This window comes from Shewanella sp. SACH, assembly GCF_001887095.2.
In the GTDB taxonomy this organism is placed as follows: Bacteria; Pseudomonadota; Gammaproteobacteria; order Enterobacterales; family Shewanellaceae; genus Shewanella; species Shewanella baltica.
In genome coordinates, this window is sequence record NZ_MPDG02000002.1 from 590620 (window position 1) to 607250 (window position 16631).

Below are 16631 nucleotides of genomic sequence, written 5' to 3' on the forward strand. Positions count from 1 at the left end.
CCTGACTTAACACAAAATTAACTTTGTTGATATTAACGCTAACCTTAGTCAATTTAATCCTAGCACGCGTAAAATAAATCGAGCACTGTGAGCTTAGTGATAAAATACACATTAAGTAAATAGCACACTAATTCACTTAAATAACTCACTAATGCACTCACTCACAATGTACGCTCGAATAATACCTTCGCACGGTGATTGTGATGCTTAAGTATATTTTAACGCTATGCTATGCAAGCTAACTGAATTAAGCCTTAATATTCGCTTTTAAAGTTGTAAAGTACTGAGTATCCACTTAGGTGGTTAATCCCGCGCCTTTCAACAGTATTTTAATGCACATGGAGACGAGGAACAGGCAGCTGACGCTCGTGCACCAAATGAGCACTAACCAGCCGAGTCGATAGCTGAGGGATTTAGTTGGGGTCATCATGTTTATCTCCTAGGTGTTAGCCAGTGTTTCAATTGAAGCCTTAATTGAATTCGTTGCTTAAAGTGAGCTCGCCGTTTGAATAGAGTCCGCTGCCTAGGCAGAGTCGCTTCGGCAGCATTTTGAGGTCATGTCTTACTTGAGCAATCGTTAGTGATAGCCTGCATCTTTAGTCACTTTGCCGCGGAACACGTAGTAGCTCCAAAAGGTGTAAACCAAAATCAGCGGGATGATCATCAGCGCGCCGACGAGCATAAAGCTTAAGCTGCTATCGGGCGCTGCCGCCTGCCAAAGGCTGATGTTGGGGGGAATAATGTGCGGCCAGATACTGATCCCTAGTCCACTAAAACCTAAAAAAACTAGGCATAAGGTGAGTAGAAATGGCTGATAGTTATCATCGCGGCGCAAGGATTTCATCAAGGCCCAGCCACAGGCTAATACCAGTATTGGCACTGGGGCGAAGTAGAATAAATTCGGCAAACTAAACCAGCGCAGGGCAATATTGGGCTGCACAAAAGGCGTCCATAAACTGACTAAACCTATGGTCATAAGTAAGCATAAGGTCAGTGCTCTGCCGAGTTGCTGCATGGTCGTTTTAAGCTCGCCTTGGCATTTTTTTATCAGCCAAGTCGCGCCGAGCAAAGCATAGGCCAGCATAAGGCCAAATCCACAGAAGAGTGAGAAGGGCGTTAACCAATCGAAACTACCTCCGCTAAATTGCTGCTCGCTGACCGAAATGCCTGAGATAAACGCCCCCAGCACTACGCCCTGTGAAAACGTGGCCGTGATAGATCCGAACATAAAAGCTTTATCCCAAAATGGTTTAGCTTCTGCGCCCGACTTAAATCTAAACTCAAATGCCACGCCGCGAAAAATCAGTGCCAGCAGCATGATGAGCAGCGGTATAGTCAGCGCTTCGAGCACTATGGCATAGGCGAGGGGAAAGGCACCGAGCAGGCTGGCGCCGCCGAGCACTAACCAGGTTTCGTTACCATCCCAAACGGGGGCGACGGTATTAACCATAATGTCCCTGTCGTCCTCGTCGTGAATAAAGGGAAACAGTATGCCTATGCCGAGATCAAAGCCATCCATCACGATATACATTAAGGTGGCAAAAATGATGATCCCGAACCAAATCAAGGGTAAATCGAATTCCATGGTGAGCCCTTAAATATGTTTAAGATTGAATAAGTAAAGCGAGTGCCATCTGCGTTAACGCTAATGGCTTGTCGCCGCTATATCTGGCCCTTTGCGGATGAGTCGCATCATATAGCTATAACCCACGCCGAAGATGCCGCAGTAACTGACGATGAAAATTCCTAGGCTGATACTCAGGTGGGTAACGCTGTGGGAAGACACGGCATCCTGAGTGCGCATCAATCCTTGGATCACCCAAGGTTGACGGCCAAGTTCGGTCGTAAACCAGCCCGCTAGTGTCGCGAGCAGTCCTGCGGGGCCGAGCACCAACACAAAACGCAGAAAGTGTTTGTTGCTGTAGAGCTTGTCTTTGCGTCTGAGATAAGCGCTCCACAGTCCGGCAAAAATCATCAATAGGCCCAAGCCGACCATGACCCTAAAACTCCAAAACACTAACAACACATTGGGTCTGTCCTCGGCGGGATACTCAGTCAAGGCTGGCACTTGTTTGTTTAAATCGTGCTTTAAAATCAGGCTCGCCAGCCCTGGGATTTCAAGGCTGAAGTGGTTTTTCTCTGCGTCCATGTCAGGAATGGCAAACAAGATCAGCGGTGTGGGTTTATCGCCCTCATTACGCCAATGGCCTTCCATCGCCGCTACTTTTACTGGTTGATATTCAAGGGTATTTAAACCATGGAAATCACCAATCACAGCCTGTAATGGCGCGACGATTAACGCCATCCACATCGCCATAGACAACATCTTACGGATTGCGGGCGTGTCGTTACCTTTGAGTAAATGCCAAGCCGCCGATGCGCCCACAAAGAAAGCCGACGAAATAAATGCCGCTACTGTCATGTGGGCTAAACGATAGGGGAATGAAGGGTTAAACACTATCTGAAACCAATCCACAGGAATGACGCGATTGTTCACGATTTCAAAACCTTGGGGCGTCTGCATCCAGCTGTTTGAAGCTAAGATCCAGAAGGTCGAGATAATCGTGCCCGTGGCAACCATGCAAGTGGCGAAGAAATGCAGGTTTTTTCCTACCTTCTGCTGACCAAATAGCATGACCCCCAGAAAACCCGCTTCGAGGAAGAAGGCGGTAAGCACTTCATAGGTGAGTAGCGGCCCAGTTACGCTGCCCGCGAAGGCGGAAAACGCGCTCCAATGGGTACCAAATTGGTAGGCCATAACAATGCCAGAGACCACGCCCATGCCGAAGTTAATAGCAAAAATCTTCGACCAAAATTGATAGAGTTGTTGGTACACCTGATTCGCCGTTTTCAACCATAAGCCTTCTAATACCGCTAAATAAGTGGCGAGGCCGATAGTGATGGCGGGGAAAATAATGTGAAAAGAGATAGTAAAAGCGAATTGGATCCTAGCAAGTACAGTGGCATCAAAATCAAACATAATTTCCTCGAGAGATAATAGTCTCGTTACAAAGGCATTCATTAATGCAGTGTCCACTGAACCTAATATTGGCCCAGCGGTGAAAGCTTGTGTGCCATTAGAGCATGGGATAAGCTGGCTATAACAGACACAGAATATATTGATTTGGCTATAACAGATGGCGAAATATGAACAGTTAGCGCAGGAATTAAAGACACGAATAGCCCAAGGCGTCTGGCAGGCGGGGGACAAGTTGCCGTCGCTGCGCCAAACGGTGGCTGATTCGGGTTTGAGTCTGATGACAGTGCTTAATGCCTATCAGCTATTGGAAAGCCAAGGCGTGATTACGGCGCAGGCAAAATCGGGTTATTTAGTGGCGCCGCAGCCAGAAACCTTTCGCTATCCCGACCGTCAGCGGCAGATTTATCTCTCTGATAAAGTGGATATTAACGAGTTCGTCTTCTCTGTTTTACAGGCGTCAAAACAGGCGGGCATAGTGCCCTTTGGCTCAGGTTTTCCCGATCCCAGTTTATTCCCGCAGCAAGCGTTGGCGCGCTCGTTAGTTAAGGTCACTCGGCACATGTCACCGTCTTTTGCTGCCGATAATTTACCGCCGGGGAATGCGGGGCTGCGTAAGGCGATTTCCCAACGTTATGCCAAATTGGGCATGAGCATTTCACCCGATGAAATCATCATTACCTCGGGGGCCATGGAGGCGCTGAACTTGAGTTTAGCGACCCTAACTCAAGCGGGGGATTGGGTAGTCATTGAATCCCCGACCTTTTATGGCGCGATGCAGGCGATTGAGCGGCTTAAACTTAAGGCCATTGCGGTCGCGACGGATCCACAACTGGGCATTGATCTCGAGGCGCTAGCGGAAGTGTTAAAAACCTACCCAGTGAAAGCCTGCTGGTTGATGAGTCAACATCAAAATCCGCTAGGCTGTAGCTTGTCGGATACTAAAAAACAGGTGCTTTATCAGTTACTAAACGAGCATAAGGTCAGTCTGATTGAGGATGATGTTTATCAAGAGCTTTATGTCGGCTCCAGTGCGCCAAGGCCTGTAAAAGCCTTCGATACCGAAGGACGGGTGCTGCACTGTGGCTCATTTTCTAAGTCTTTGATTGCAGGTTATCGTGTCGGCTGGGTGGCGGCGGGACTGCATGCGCCGAAGCTACAGCGCTTGCAAGTTATGTCGACGCTATCGACCAGCGCGCCCATGCAGCTTGCTATCGCCGATTTTATTCAGTCGGCACAATATGAGCGCCATTTGAAGCAGTTACGTAAAAAGTTAGCCGATCGCAAATTGGCCATGTATCAGCTATTGCGCGCGCATCTGCCCGAGTCTGTGGGAGTTAACTTTGCACAAGGCGGCTATTTTCTCTGGTTAGCGCTGCCTGCACACATGGATGCCACACAAATTTATTCTCAGGCGATAGCGCGCGGGATCAGTATTGCTCCCGGAAATCTCTTTAGTAATCAGGTCGAGTTCCGCCATTTTATGCGCTTGAATGCCTCATACGAGTGCTCGCCAGAGATAGTCTCTGCTGTCGTAGTGCTGGCCGAACTTATCCGTAACTATTCGTGCTAACTCGTTAGGTTAGCTTTTTATATGAGCCTGTTATGTTAGCTCGCTTTGTTGTTTGGGGTTTTCGGTCAGAAGTTAAATGCTGAGGTAAAAAGTTTTAGACTTCCAGATGTCTATCTGTTAGCTTGTTGAGTATGCACAAATCTTGTGCAATCCTTTGGGTTGGATCAAGGACAGCACTCTGTTGAAGGAAGGTAAAATGAAGCTTGAATCACTGGCATTACACTACGGTTATGAGTCAGAAGCGACCACGAAAGCGGCCGCGGTACCTATCTATCAAACCACCTCTTATACCTTCGATGATACCCAGCATGGTGCTGATTTATTTGACTTGAAAGTCGCAGGTAACATTTATACGCGGATCATGAATCCTACTACTAGCGTGCTAGAGCAGCGTCTCGCAGCCATTGAAGGCGGCATAGGTGCGCTGGCCGTGGCATCGGGTATGGCGGCGATTACCTATGCTATTCAAGCCCTGACTCAAGTTGGCGATAATATTGTCAGCACCAGTCAGCTCTATGGCGGCACTTACAATTTGTTTGCCCATACGCTGCCGCGCCAAGGCGTAGAAGTGCGTATGGCGGCCTTCGATGATTTTGAAGGCCTCGATGAGCTGATCGACGACAAAACTAAGGCCTTGTTCTGCGAATCGATTGGTAATCCCGCGGGCAATATTGTCGATTTACAGCGTTTAGCCGAGATTGCCCATAAGCATGGCGTGCCTTTAATTGTCGATAATACGGTCGCAACCCCAGTGTTATGTCGCCCGTTTGAGCATGGCGCTGATATTGTTATCCACTCTTTAACCAAATACATAGGTGGCCATGGCACGACGATTGGCGGGGTGATTATCGATTCTGGCAAGTTCGATTGGGTGGCCAATAAAGAAAGATTTGCCTTACTCAACCAAGCCGATCCTTCTTACCACGGTGTGGTTTATACCGAAGCCTTTGGCCCTGCGGCGTTTATTGGTCGCTGCCGTGTGGTACCGCTACGTAATACCGGCGCCGCGCTTTCACCGCACAGCGCATTCTTACTGTTGCAAGGCCTTGAAACTCTAAGCCTTAGAATAGAGCGCCATTGCTCGAACGCGCTAGCATTAGCCGAATATTTGGTGTTGCATCCGGCGGTGAGTTGGGTGAACTACGGCGCGTTGCCAAGCAGCCCTTATCAGGATAATTGCCACAAGATCACTGGCGGAAAAGCCTCTGGGATCATTAGCTTTGGGATTAAAGCGGCCACGCCTGAAGAAGGTAAAATTGCCGGTGGACGTTTTATCGATGCGCTGCAGATGATCCTGCGTTTAGTGAACATCGGCGATGCGAAATCCTTAGCCTGTCACCCTGCGAGTACCACGCACAGACAGCTCGATGCCGATGAACTGGCAAGGGCGGGCGTGTCAGAAGATCTTATCCGTATCTCGGTTGGGATTGAGCATATCGACGACATCATTAATGATGTGGCGCAGGCGCTCGATAAGGCACTGGTGAGCAAGTAGTTCTTATTAAGTAGCCCATATCGAATAGCTGATACCCCATCGATTTATTAAATCGTTAACAGTAAAAAGCCGCCATTGATTTAATTCGATGGCGGCTTTTTTAGTGCTTTTAAAACGATGTTAATCTTGCTGCAATCGATTTCTCGCCTTCTGGTAGAAGTAAGAAACGGTAAGTAAAATAACCCCGATCAGCATAAAGGCAATGACCTTTTGCACTAGCTCGAAGGACGCCATATCCAGTAATAGCACCTTGAGCGTCGATAGGATAAATAGCCCTGCGGCGAGGCGGATCATATCGGCATTTTGTGGTTTTAAGCTGATAAACATCAACACACTGCCATGGATAACCAATAAAATAGCGCTGAGTGGGGCGGCAATCATGCTATCAAAACTATAACTCCACATGAAGTAACTCAAGGCGAGTAACAGATGCCAACCCCACTTAAGTCCTTGTAATGGCAAGATACGTCTATGCAAGCGTATTGCTGCGCCGTGCTGCAAGATAAGCCTTGCTAGTAGTGCTAGTGATAAAAACTCGATTAACACAAACGAGGCATTATCACGATTAAGCCCAAGCGTGATCTCAAAATGCAACATGATGGGCAACAGGGCTAAGCCTAAAGTGAGGCCATAGGCGAGATGGTAGCTTTCCTTTATTGCGGCTTGGATTTCGGCAACTAGGGTTAACTTCATGCTATGTGAGGCTTGGCCTTCAGCTCTTTTGCTTAAACTTTTTTGGATAAGCAATGCAAAATAACCACTTAAGGCTAACGCTGTCATCGCTATTCCTACTAGCTCTGAATGATTAAAACCATAAACGATTACGGCTAATACCAGTGCAAAGTAATAAGGGCTCAGTTGCCATTGTAGCTGCAGCAAGGGGCGCCATGTTTCGGGTAATTGGCGATAACGAAGCAGGGTGAAGCCCATAAACAGGGCGCCAACGGTCAGCGCCGCGAGTCCTTGCCAAGCATGAATAAGGCATAGCGAGGCGGTCATCAGAACCGCTAGCCAAGTGAGGATTTTGGCCTCTATGTTCAAACTCTTATGCTTAACAAAATAGGCTAAACCTAGGCTCATAAAGGTGCTCAGCCAAAGGGCGATAGCGGTATATTCCCAATAGTTGCGGATAACTTTGGGCAGTAAAATAAGCGGCAGCAGCAAGTAACAGCAGATTTGCACGCTGTAAGCGGCTTTGGCAAATAGCGCATCTTTATAGTGGTGGCGATACCAATAATGGGCCAAGAGTAAGGCGGTAAATAACTCAATTCGTGCCAGTTTGGCCATAAGCGGCTGGGCGCTAAAGCTAAAACTGTCAGTGAGCGTTATGCCTTCAACGACCTTAAAGAGCAGCGGTAATAGCAAAATCCAAGCGGCAAATTCGCTGATAACGAGTTTGTCCTTTGCGCTTAAATACAGCAGTAATAGGCTGACCAGTGGCAAGATGGCGAGGTAGTAATCGCTGCTCAAAAGGTAAGCCGCGAGGATAATTGTCGCCACATAAAAACCGCTTAATAGTTCTTTTAGTATTCTGCAAAGCTGATGTTCTAACGCAGAAAGTGGCACATGGGTGAATGTTAATAGTCGAATGGCAAAGATTAAGGCGGCGCAACTTAAGGCCAGCGCTATCAGCGAAAAGCCAAAGGCCGACAAAAGTGAAATCGCTAAGGCATCTAATATGCTGGATTCTAACAGTGCCATGCTATCCAGCACGCTAAACGCATTTAGCCCTAATCCCATTAGCAGTAATACATAGGCTTCGGCGCGCACTGAAACTAGCTCTTCTTTGGTGCCAATCCATAACAGTAATAAGGCTTCGAGCAGTAAGACTAAGCCGAGGAAATCATGGCTAAGTAAATACAGCGCCGCGAATCCGGCAAAACTTCCTGCAAAGACCAATAATAAGCCGCTGCGGGCTTTTTCTAAGCGGCTTTTTAGCTGCCAATAGAGGGCAGCACAAATCAGCGCGTTGACCGCAAAGATTTCTCCTGCGAACTCAGTAAATTGCGTTAATTCGAATAGCACAAAGGCGAGCAGTGCTATTGGCAGGGCGAGTATGCGATGGCTCAGCGTATTGCTTGGTTGTTTATCTTGATGGGTAAACTGCTGGGTAAATATCAAGCCGATGATGCCGTAGAGATAAAAGGTCGCATTAATACTGATAAGCGCCAGCAGACTGCCGCCGCCAAAGTCGGTGAGTGGCAATGGCACAAAATAACTAAAGGCTTCGATGCAGCCAATGTGCAGCAGGGCGGTGATTTCCACTAATAGCGGCCACTTTAACTTACGACTCTGGGCAAGGGCGCCGGCACCAATAAGCAGTAAATAAGGAAGATACAGCAGCGGCGCATAGCTTTGGGATAACAGCATCATAGGCGCGGTCGAGCCGCCGACTAAGGCGATGACGGCAATGACTTTGGCATCTAAGCGCATTGACAGGCCATAACCTGCCAAAGTGATCAATAACAGTAAGATAAAACTCGCGCTATTGGGGATGATTTCAAAATATGGCCCAATAAAGTAAGCGCAGAGAAAGTTTAGGATAAGGCCTAATCCGACTATCCCTGAGCCAAAGTCCGCCATGCCCGCGCGTTTTTGGCGAATAAAAATCCCGCCGGCTATGATAGCGTTCGCGCTGGCAAAACCGAGTAGGGCTTTGCCTAGTTCTGAAAACCAATGGTTGATTGAATATTGCAGTAAATAACCAAAGCCTAAGGTCAGGGTGATGATCCCTGCGACTGTCATCAAGAAGACTGGCCCTAATCCCTTAGCTTGATAATGATGGTAGAAGGATTTGATTTGTTCGGTAATTGCGCCAAAGGGCGCCATGATGGCCGCTAATCCTTGGGATAACAGATCATCAAATTGACTCGCCACTTGCACGCTTGCCTGTAATTTGACTTCATCACTCAGTTGTTGGCCCTGCGCCTGGTATTCGGTTTTAGCGACTTGTTCTGCTGAGGTATTTTTTGTGTTTCTTTGCCAAGGGTCTCCTTGCACAGCGTTTTGCTGCCATGGGTTGGGTTCTGCAGGAACTGGCTCTACGGGAGTGGACTCAAGGATTGGTGTGTGTGCCGCGTAGGTTAATGTGGGCGCCTTATCGGCGGCGGGGATTACAGCCGCAATTGATGCTGTACCCGCTGCCATACTGACAGTGGTATCTGAGGCGTCTTCAGTCGCAATTTGCTGACTTAAGGTATCGAGCTTAGTTGAAAATTCTGCCAACTGGCGGCTGAGCGAAGATTGCTGCGATAAATGCAGCGACTGTAATTGTGCCAGCTCAGCTTTTAGTTGGGCGACGTCATCCTTTAACGGCATATCTCAATCCTAGTTAAGTGCCTAATTGCTGTAGAAGCTTAGTGTTTAACCATTAGTGCTTAAGAATTCGTGCTTAAGAATCTAATTGCTTAAAAAAACAGCTTAAAAACTAATAGTTTAAAAACATTTAGCGCTTAAGAATTTAAGTACTTAAGCACCTTTGCAATAGGATTGTACTTGCGGCAGGGGATTTCGGCTAGCCATAGCGAGTGTCACAAAGTGCTGATAGTGGAGTAGAACAATATTTTAGCGGGTTAAGTTTAACAAAGAGCCAGACATTGCTGGCTCTGATTAAAGTACTCATAGTGGCAGGAATTAGCGGCAGAATTATTTCTTTTGCGCCTGCAGGATCACAAATTTACCGTTGGAGGCGACTGTGGTGCAGTTTTTAAATAAGCGCTGCAATTTCACATGGTAAGCCAGATGGCGGTTGCCGACGATATGTAAAATCCCCCCGTCTTTTAAGCGGCGGCGAGCGTCTAAAAACATCTGCCACGCGATATGATCGGTAATGGCTTCACCTTGATGGAAGGGCGGATTACACAGCACCAGATCCGGTTGCACTTCTTCTGGCAGATGCGTCATGCAGTCGTCCCAATAGAAGTGGCCTTTATCTGTCGGTAATTGATTACGAGCCCAGTTTGCCTTGGCTGATGCGACCGCCATTTCGGAATCGTCGATAAAGTGGATATCAGCTTCAGGGAATAACTGTGCGGTTCGCAGTCCCAGCACGCCATTGCCACAGCCGAGATCGACAATCGACTTGAAATCCCCTTTCGGCAGGTTTTCGAGCATGATGCGTGCGCCAATATCGAGTTTGTTGGCGGCAAACACATTACTTAAGTTGCTGATCTCAATTTGATATTCGGGTACGGCCCAAGTCACTTCTTTGGCTAATGATCTGGATTTACCATCGCTGACACAGGTAATAACTCGGGTGTTTTTCCACGCTAAACTAGCGCTTGCTGGGCCTAAATGCTTAGCAAAGACATCGAGCAAGGCGCCATTAATCGATTTAGCTTTGGCTGCCACTAATATACGAGTGCCAGCGGGTAACACTTGCGATAAGCGTGTTAGCTGGTGGGCAAAGTAGCTTAAGTTTTTAGGCAACTTCATCAATACTAAGGCTAAGTTTTCTGGCAAGGTATCGCGGCTGGTAAACCATTGCAGATTATCCAGCGGCAACTGATTGCGGCCATGGTTTTGTTCTGTGCCTAAAAAGCTGGTTCTGGCATCGGTTTCAACACACAGTGGCCAACTTGGATTCAGTTTCGATACACCACAGCTTAAGGCGCCGAAACTGTCGTTGATAATGGCGGTTGGCACGGCGGCTTGCTCTGACTCAATAAGGCTTTTGAGTAAGTGTTCATCGGCGGCATCCCAAGCTTGAAGATTAGATTCCTGCTGAGCTGGATACCGTAAAAGTTCGAGTTCAACACCCGCTACTGAAAATTGTGTTGTCATGTGCCACACTGCGCCAATAAATTAAGGCGCAGATTATCGCAGATTTCATGGCGCAGTGCGACGGCTCTGCATTAAGGGTTAATGTCTAGCCCTAATATATAGCCCTAATATATAGGCCTAATGTATCGTCCTAAATGCAGCCCTGCTGTGGACGAAGCGGTAATTAAACGGCTCGATAGGAGAGGGTGGTGAACAAGCAAGATGATGCCAAAGGTAATAATCAGCGTGACCAGAGTGACAATCAAGGTGGCGGCCAAAGGGTTGACTTGTTTTCTGAACTTGAGCTTGATGCAGCGGCGGATCCTGATTTGCAGTTAAGTTTGAGCATGGCCGAACAAGGTTCGAAAAAAGCTGAGCAACCCACACCGCCCATCACCTTAGTGCGGGGTTATCTTAATGCTGAGCAGCAAGCGGCGCTGATGAAAGAAGCACAGACTTATCCCTTAAGTCGCCCTGAAATCCAAGTATTCGGTCAGTTTCACGCGATTCCCCGCCAGCAAGTGTGGTTTGGCGACTCGGGCTGCGACTATTTATATTCAGGACTGTTTATCCGCGCCTTACCTTGGCCTAAATATGCCCACAAGTTGAGGGAAAAGTTAGCGCGGGATTATGGCTTGACCAGCAATGGGGTATTAGTCAATCGCTACGCAGATGGTAAAGATTGCATGGGAGCCCACAGCGATGATGAACCAGAAATTGCCCATGGTAGCCATATTGCGTCTATTACCTTAGGCGCCACGCGGGATTTTGTGCTTAAGCATAAACACAGCCAAACCAAGTACAACATCAGTTTGCACAGCGGCGATCTGCTGATCATGCATTGGCCCATGCAAAACGACTGGTTACACAGCTTACCTAAACGCTTGAAAATAAAAGAGCCCCGCTGGAACTACACCTTTAGACAACTCATCGTTAATTTCCATGGCTAAATGCCCGTTGTTAAATGCCCGTTGTTAAATGCCTACTGTTAACTGCTTGTGGTTGCGAACTGCCTGCCAAATAAGGTGAGATATAATGTGGTCGTAGATCAGCAAACCGAATAAGTGAATTTGATCTTTTCCACCTGAAGCAGTACTCTGCGGCCACTGGATTTCACCATTCTGAGACTCGAATATGTCCAATACTCATGCGCAGGGCACAGTGGCTAACACTATCACGCAGAAGTTAACCGAAGGCTTCTCGCCGACGCACTTAGAAGTGATCAACGAAAGTAATCGTCACCATGTGCCACCGAATTCAGAAACCCATTTCAAAGTTGTGCTCGTGAGCGAGCAGTTTGATGGTTTACGCCTCTTGGCCCGTCATCGATTGGTTAACACTCACTTAGCCCATGAGCTAGCTAATGGCGTGCATGCCTTGTCGATCCACACTTTCACTCAAAGTGAGTGGGATGCGAATGCACAAGTGCCTAATACGCCAAATTGTCGCGGTTAATTAAAAATTATTGCAGTTAATCAATAGACTAATTAATCAGCTCTACAAAGTTAATTAGCTTAGATCCCAAGGCCACTCCTCATCGAGTGGCTTTTTGTTTTAGGTCAAACTAAGGCCATTTTCTGGTTTCCTTACCCGAGTTTCTGGTTTCCCTATAGGCGTTTCTGTGTTAACAATATGTTCTATTTTAAGGGTTTGGGTGATTCGACTGCGGAGCTCTGTCCTGAGAGCATGTTCACGTCTGTTAGAACCATGGGCTCGTTTGATGTCAGGGAGAGTATTAAAAATGCGTAAGTTTGGGAGTGTACTCGTCTTAATGCTGCTGATGGGACTGAGTGGTTGTAATCCCGCAGCCAGTGACGCGCAAAGCGTAGCCGTTTCCCATGCTGCAACGGATGACCCCCAAGCTATTCCCGCTATTGAATGGCGCCTTGCGACCTCTTGGCCCAAAAACTTCCCCGGTTTAGGTATGGCTCCAGAACGCTTCGCCCATTTAGTCAATGACATGTCTAACGGTCGGTTAAAGATCCACGTTTATGGCGCGGGTGAGTTAATGCCAGCGTTTGCCGTATTTGATGGTGTGAGTCAGGGTAAAATTCAAATGGCCCATGCCGCCTCTTACTACTGGAAAGGCAAGGCACCCGCGGCGCAGTTTTTTTCATCGATTCCCTTTGGCATGACGGCGCAGGAAATGAACGGCTGGCTTCACTACGGCGGTGGCATGGCGTTGTGGGATGAAGTGTATCGCCCCTTTGGCATCATTCCCCTCGCGGGTGGCAATACGGGCATGCAAATGGGCGGCTGGTTCAATAAACCGATTAATACGATTGCCGATTTTAAGGGACTGAAGATCCGTATGCCGGGCTTGGGCGGCGAAGTATTAAAGCGTGTCGGCGCTATTCCTGTGAATATGGCGGGGCGTGAACTCTATGGTGCACTGCAAACGGGCTCGATTGATGCGGCTGAGTGGGTAGGGCCATTGAACGACCTTGCTTTCGGTCTACATAAAGTGGCGAAGTACTACTATTACCCTGGTTGGCATGAGCCGGGTTCTAATATGGAATTCTTGATTAATAAAGCCGCCTTCGAGAGTTTACCTCAAGATTTACAAGCCATAGTTAAAGTCGCGGCGAGAGCCATTAATCAAGATATGCTTGATGAATACACGACCCGTAACGTGGCCGCCCTTGAAACCTTAGTGAATGATGAAGGGGTTGTGCTTAAGGCGTTTCCACCGAAAGTGTTGTTGGAACTTGAGAAAATCTCTAAACAAGTGATTGAAGAGCAAGCTAATCAAGATCCCTTAATGCGCAAAGTGTACGCCGCCTATCATGCCTACGAGCAAGGTGTGCGCCAGTATCATAAAATATCTGAGGATGCTTACAGCCAACAGCGTCAACACTAAATGCGTGGTGTTTTTAGCACTCACTGTCACATTAACAGCTGATTTATATGAGATGATTTCATCTTAAATTATCTTGTTATCGGCGTAATTCATTTGGTGTTATGCTTGCAAGCCATAAATAGACACTTACAGTGGCGTTGATATCGCCCTGAGAATTTGGAGATCCTTATGCCATTACTTGATAGCTTTACCGTCGATCATACTCGAATGAATGCCCCAGCAGTTCGTGTTGCTAAGCACATGAGCACGCCAAAGGGCGATGCGATTACGGTATTTGATCTACGTTTTTGCGCACCGAATAAAGATATTCTCAGTGAGCGTGGTATTCACACTCTGGAGCATTTATTCGCTGGCTTTATGCGTGACCATTTAAATGGTAGCAATGTTGAGATCATCGATATTTCGCCAATGGGATGCCGTACCGGCTTTTATATGAGTCTGATTGGTGAGCCGACTGAGCGCCAAGTGGCCGATGCGTGGTTAGCTGCGATGGAAGATGTGCTTAAAGTGGTTGAGCAGTCTGAAATCCCTGAGCTGAACGAATACCAATGTGGTACGTATGAGATGCATTCATTAGAGCAGGCACAAGATATCGCCCGTAATATTATTGCGGCTGGCGTAAGTGTGAATCGCAATGATGACTTGAAATTAAGCGACGAAATTCTAGGTAATCTGTAACGGTTTGTACTCTTACTTGTATAAGAGTGCCTAGCCAGTAAATTCAGTTTCCTGAAGTTAATGAGAGAAAGCGACGAGAGTCGCTTTTTTTTTCAAACAAATTCAGCTATTTTACAAGTTAATAACAAAAACACCGTACGCTAACAAAATTTTTGGGAGCTTGGTATGCCTAGTCGTTACTTCACAGTATCACTCTGTGCAATTTCTGTATCTCTTGCCTGTTCTAACACAACGTTCGCCGATGATTTCCACAGTCAAATGCTTGAACTGAATCAGCTCAATGACACATTCCACTCCACTGCTGACAGTTTAGCGTTAGGCCAGTTAACGGCTTTGACGGTTTTACCTGCAGATCTTAACGGAAATCCAGCAAGCATTAATATGCGCAGCGCGAGTCAAGGCGTGGCCGTATTGCAAGATAGAGTGTATTTCTCACCTGCGCCTTATTCTGCACCGCAATTACAACTATTACCCAATCTGCTGCAACAACAGAGTGTCACTGTCACGCCAATGGCGAATATGGCGGTTGGTGGGCAAGGGGCGTTTGGGGTGGTGAGTTATCAAACCTTACCTGTGGCCGAGCAAGCGGAAAACAGTAAAGTGACACTCGAAGGCAATACCGACTCAGACTACAGTGTCGATGTGAATTGGGGCGTGAAGCAAAAAGAATACGGCATGATACTCGCGGTTAACTACAGTGATGGTAGCGGTGCCGATCACTTACTCAATGGTCAAGATACTGACCGCCAAACCACTGATATCTTATTTAAAATCAACGCCGCGAGTTTACTCGGCGCCCGAAGTCCGCAGGTGACTGAGTTTACCTACCAGTTCCTCGATGATGATAGCTATCGCTCCCAACTCGGCTTAACGCAGGCCGATTGGCAACAAGACCCGATGAGTTTGTATTCAGCCACGGCTGGAGATAAGCATCAAGGGCGACACCATAAGTATCAACTATCGCACCAAGTTGCGCTTAGTGGTGGGCATAAAGTCATCACGGACTTTTACTATCAATCCTATTCGCAGCAATTAAATCAACTCAATCAATTTGATGGGCAAATGCTCGATACCCAGAGTTTAGCTGCGCTGGCCGCATTTGAACGGCAGCCGACAGTCGATGGCGTCGCGGTCGCCTCGTTACAACAAGACAATGATTTCAGCTCCTTTGGGGTACAAACTGAATCTGTGAATCAGTATGGCGCTCATCAAATTAGCTATAGCGCCCGTTACCATACGGATAAAGCCGAGATGCACCTTGGCGATCAGCAGAGTCTATGGCAGCAGGACTTGAGTTTAGTGAGTGAAGCACCCAATGCGCTGTTGGCTTATACCGATGATGCGACCGCATTCACCTCGGCCATCGATTCCTTGTTTAATTGGGACGGATTGCAGCTCAAACTCGCGCTCGCCTATGAAAAAGTGGACGTCAATCGCAAGGTCAATTTAGCCTACGCCGGACTCGAAGCGGCAGATTTTTCCGACAGCGATTGGATGCCACAACTTGGCGTTTTATATCATGCTGGATATTGGCGCTTTAGTACGGATATTCGACGTTCATGGACCGCCGCGAGTGCGGGGAATCTTGAGCAAGAGGCACAAGTGTCGCTGCAATATCAAGTCAGCGCCCAATATGCCAGCGAGCATTTTAGTGCTGACATCAAAACCTACGTCCAAGATTTTGATAATCTGCATGTCAATTGCGATGCGTATACCCAGTGTGCCGACAGCCGTTTGTGGGTACAAGGCAATGTCGTGGATGTGCTGACCAAAGGGGTTGAGCTGAATCTTGGCTATCAGTGGGAACTGGGCAGTGTGCAGTTACCTTTAGCGTTAAATTATCAGTATTCGAATGCCGAGTATCAAACCAATAGCTGCAATGAAATCCAAGGCTGCGTCGTGGCTGGCGATAGGGTGGCTTGGTTACCTGAGCAGCAACTGCAGTTGAGTGCTGGGATGAAATACGCAGAATATGAACTGCATGCGAATGTCTTTTATCAATCGGAGCGCGAAATGGGCCAATTCGGCGCCGAATTACAGCCTGTCGCCGCACAATGGCGGGTAGATTTAGCGGCGAATTATCATTTTAACCGTCACCATGAGATTTATTTTCGGATAGAAAACCTCTTAGATGAGACATTAGTCACAACAGCATCAAATAGCGGAATTCGATCGGAAAATGGACGTATTAGCTATTTAGGTTATCAATGGCGCTTTTAAGTTGAATTTTATTTCGTTTGAATTTAAATCAATTGAAACAAATAAGATCGATTTAAGCCGCGTTTAG

At 47.4% G+C, this 16631-nt stretch carries 12 protein-coding genes; 7 read left to right on the top strand and 5 right to left on the bottom strand.

All coding sequences use genetic code 11. The features are described from left to right. Nucleotides 1–295: 295 nt before the first annotated feature. From BM607_RS10475 to BM607_RS10485, 3 genes are all read right to left on the bottom strand, one after another. Complete coding sequence (locus BM607_RS10475; protein WP_071938466.1) at nucleotides 296–430, bottom strand: DUF2474 domain-containing protein; 135 nt, start codon at nucleotides 428–430, stop codon at nucleotides 296–298. Between the two features lie 147 nt (nucleotides 431–577). Further along, the gene (cydB, locus tag BM607_RS10480) at nucleotides 578–1585 is read right to left on the bottom strand and encodes a cytochrome d ubiquinol oxidase subunit II (protein WP_071938465.1); all 1008 of its coding nucleotides are present in this window, start codon (nucleotides 1583–1585) and stop codon (nucleotides 578–580) included. 60 nt (nucleotides 1586–1645) lie between these two features. Continuing rightward, nucleotides 1646–2980, bottom strand: coding sequence for a cytochrome ubiquinol oxidase subunit I (locus tag BM607_RS10485; RefSeq protein ID WP_071938464.1), 1335 nt, complete (start codon nucleotides 2978–2980; stop codon nucleotides 1646–1648). A 157-nt stretch (nucleotides 2981–3137) separates the two neighbouring features. On the opposite strand from BM607_RS10485, the gene BM607_RS10490 reads away from it, so the two are divergent. Further along, nucleotides 3138–4550, top strand: coding sequence for a PLP-dependent aminotransferase family protein (locus tag BM607_RS10490; RefSeq protein WP_071938463.1), 1413 nt, complete (start codon nucleotides 3138–3140; stop codon nucleotides 4548–4550). Nucleotides 4551–4746: 196 nt separating this feature from the next. After that, nucleotides 4747–6045, top strand: a complete 1299-nt coding sequence (locus BM607_RS10495) for an aminotransferase class I/II-fold pyridoxal phosphate-dependent enzyme (RefSeq protein WP_011845989.1) — start codon at nucleotides 4747–4749, stop codon at nucleotides 6043–6045. 120 nt (nucleotides 6046–6165) lie between these two features. Here BM607_RS10495 and BM607_RS10500 read toward each other — a convergent pair whose 3' ends face one another. Together BM607_RS10500 and BM607_RS10505 are read right to left on the bottom strand one after the other, a co-directional pair. Further along, on the bottom strand, nucleotides 6166–9363 hold the full coding sequence (locus BM607_RS10500; RefSeq protein WP_071938462.1) for a DUF2339 domain-containing protein: 3198 nt from the start codon (nucleotides 9361–9363) through the stop codon (nucleotides 6166–6168). Nucleotides 9364–9690: 327 nt separating this feature from the next. Further along, nucleotides 9691–10827 (bottom strand): methyltransferase, encoded by a 1137-nt coding sequence (locus tag BM607_RS10505; protein WP_071938461.1) that lies wholly within the window; start codon nucleotides 10825–10827, stop codon nucleotides 9691–9693. A 188-nt stretch (nucleotides 10828–11015) separates the two neighbouring features. On the opposite strand from BM607_RS10505, the gene BM607_RS10510 reads away from it, so the two are divergent. The 5 genes from BM607_RS10510 (at nucleotide 11016) to BM607_RS10530 (ending at nucleotide 16564) form a co-directional block, all read left to right on the top strand. Then, nucleotides 11016–11756 carry an alpha-ketoglutarate-dependent dioxygenase AlkB gene (locus tag BM607_RS10510; protein WP_071938460.1) on the top strand — a complete coding sequence of 247 codons (741 nt, stop codon included), beginning with the start codon at nucleotides 11016–11018 and terminating at the stop codon, nucleotides 11754–11756. A gap of 184 nt (nucleotides 11757–11940) precedes the next feature. Next, nucleotides 11941–12261 (top strand): BolA/IbaG family iron-sulfur metabolism protein, encoded by a 321-nt coding sequence (locus BM607_RS10515; protein WP_006080458.1) that lies wholly within the window; start codon nucleotides 11941–11943, stop codon nucleotides 12259–12261. A 286-nt stretch (nucleotides 12262–12547) separates the two neighbouring features. Next, complete coding sequence (locus BM607_RS10520) at nucleotides 12548–13666, top strand: TRAP transporter substrate-binding protein (protein ID WP_071938459.1); 1119 nt, start codon at nucleotides 12548–12550, stop codon at nucleotides 13664–13666. 168 nt (nucleotides 13667–13834) lie between these two features. Next, nucleotides 13835–14344 (top strand): S-ribosylhomocysteine lyase, encoded by a 510-nt coding sequence (luxS, locus tag BM607_RS10525; RefSeq protein WP_006080460.1) that lies wholly within the window; start codon nucleotides 13835–13837, stop codon nucleotides 14342–14344. 165 nt (nucleotides 14345–14509) lie between these two features. Continuing rightward, entirely contained in the window at nucleotides 14510–16564 is a 2055-nt protein-coding gene (locus tag BM607_RS10530) for a TonB-dependent receptor (RefSeq protein ID WP_071938458.1), read from the top strand. Nucleotides 16565–16631: the final 67 nt, after the last annotated feature.

What these genes read in the sequence shown, in the direction of transcription:
- BM607_RS10475 (WP_071938466.1), bottom strand. Translation starts at nt 430, where the DNA reads ATGATGACCCCAACTAAATCCCTCAGCTATCGACTCGGCTGGTTAGTG.
- BM607_RS10505 (WP_071938461.1), bottom strand. Translation starts at nt 10,827, where the DNA reads ATGACAACACAATTTTCAGTAGCGGGTGTTGAACTCGAACTTTTACGG.
- BM607_RS10485 (WP_071938464.1), bottom strand. Translation starts at nt 2,980, where the DNA reads ATGTTTGATTTTGATGCCACTGTACTTGCTAGGATCCAATTCGCTTTT.
- BM607_RS10530 (WP_071938458.1), top strand. Translation starts at nt 14,510, where the DNA reads ATGCCTAGTCGTTACTTCACAGTATCACTCTGTGCAATTTCTGTATCT.
- BM607_RS10490 (WP_071938463.1), top strand. Translation starts at nt 3,138, where the DNA reads ATGGCGAAATATGAACAGTTAGCGCAGGAATTAAAGACACGAATAGCC.
- cydB (WP_071938465.1), bottom strand. Translation starts at nt 1,585, where the DNA reads ATGGAATTCGATTTACCCTTGATTTGGTTCGGGATCATCATTTTTGCC.
- luxS (WP_006080460.1), top strand. Translation starts at nt 13,835, where the DNA reads ATGCCATTACTTGATAGCTTTACCGTCGATCATACTCGAATGAATGCC.
- BM607_RS10495 (WP_011845989.1), top strand. Translation starts at nt 4,747, where the DNA reads ATGAAGCTTGAATCACTGGCATTACACTACGGTTATGAGTCAGAAGCG.
- BM607_RS10500 (WP_071938462.1), bottom strand. Translation starts at nt 9,363, where the DNA reads ATGCCGTTAAAGGATGACGTCGCCCAACTAAAAGCTGAGCTGGCACAA.
- BM607_RS10520 (WP_071938459.1), top strand. Translation starts at nt 12,548, where the DNA reads ATGCGTAAGTTTGGGAGTGTACTCGTCTTAATGCTGCTGATGGGACTG.
- BM607_RS10515 (WP_006080458.1), top strand. Translation starts at nt 11,941, where the DNA reads ATGTCCAATACTCATGCGCAGGGCACAGTGGCTAACACTATCACGCAG.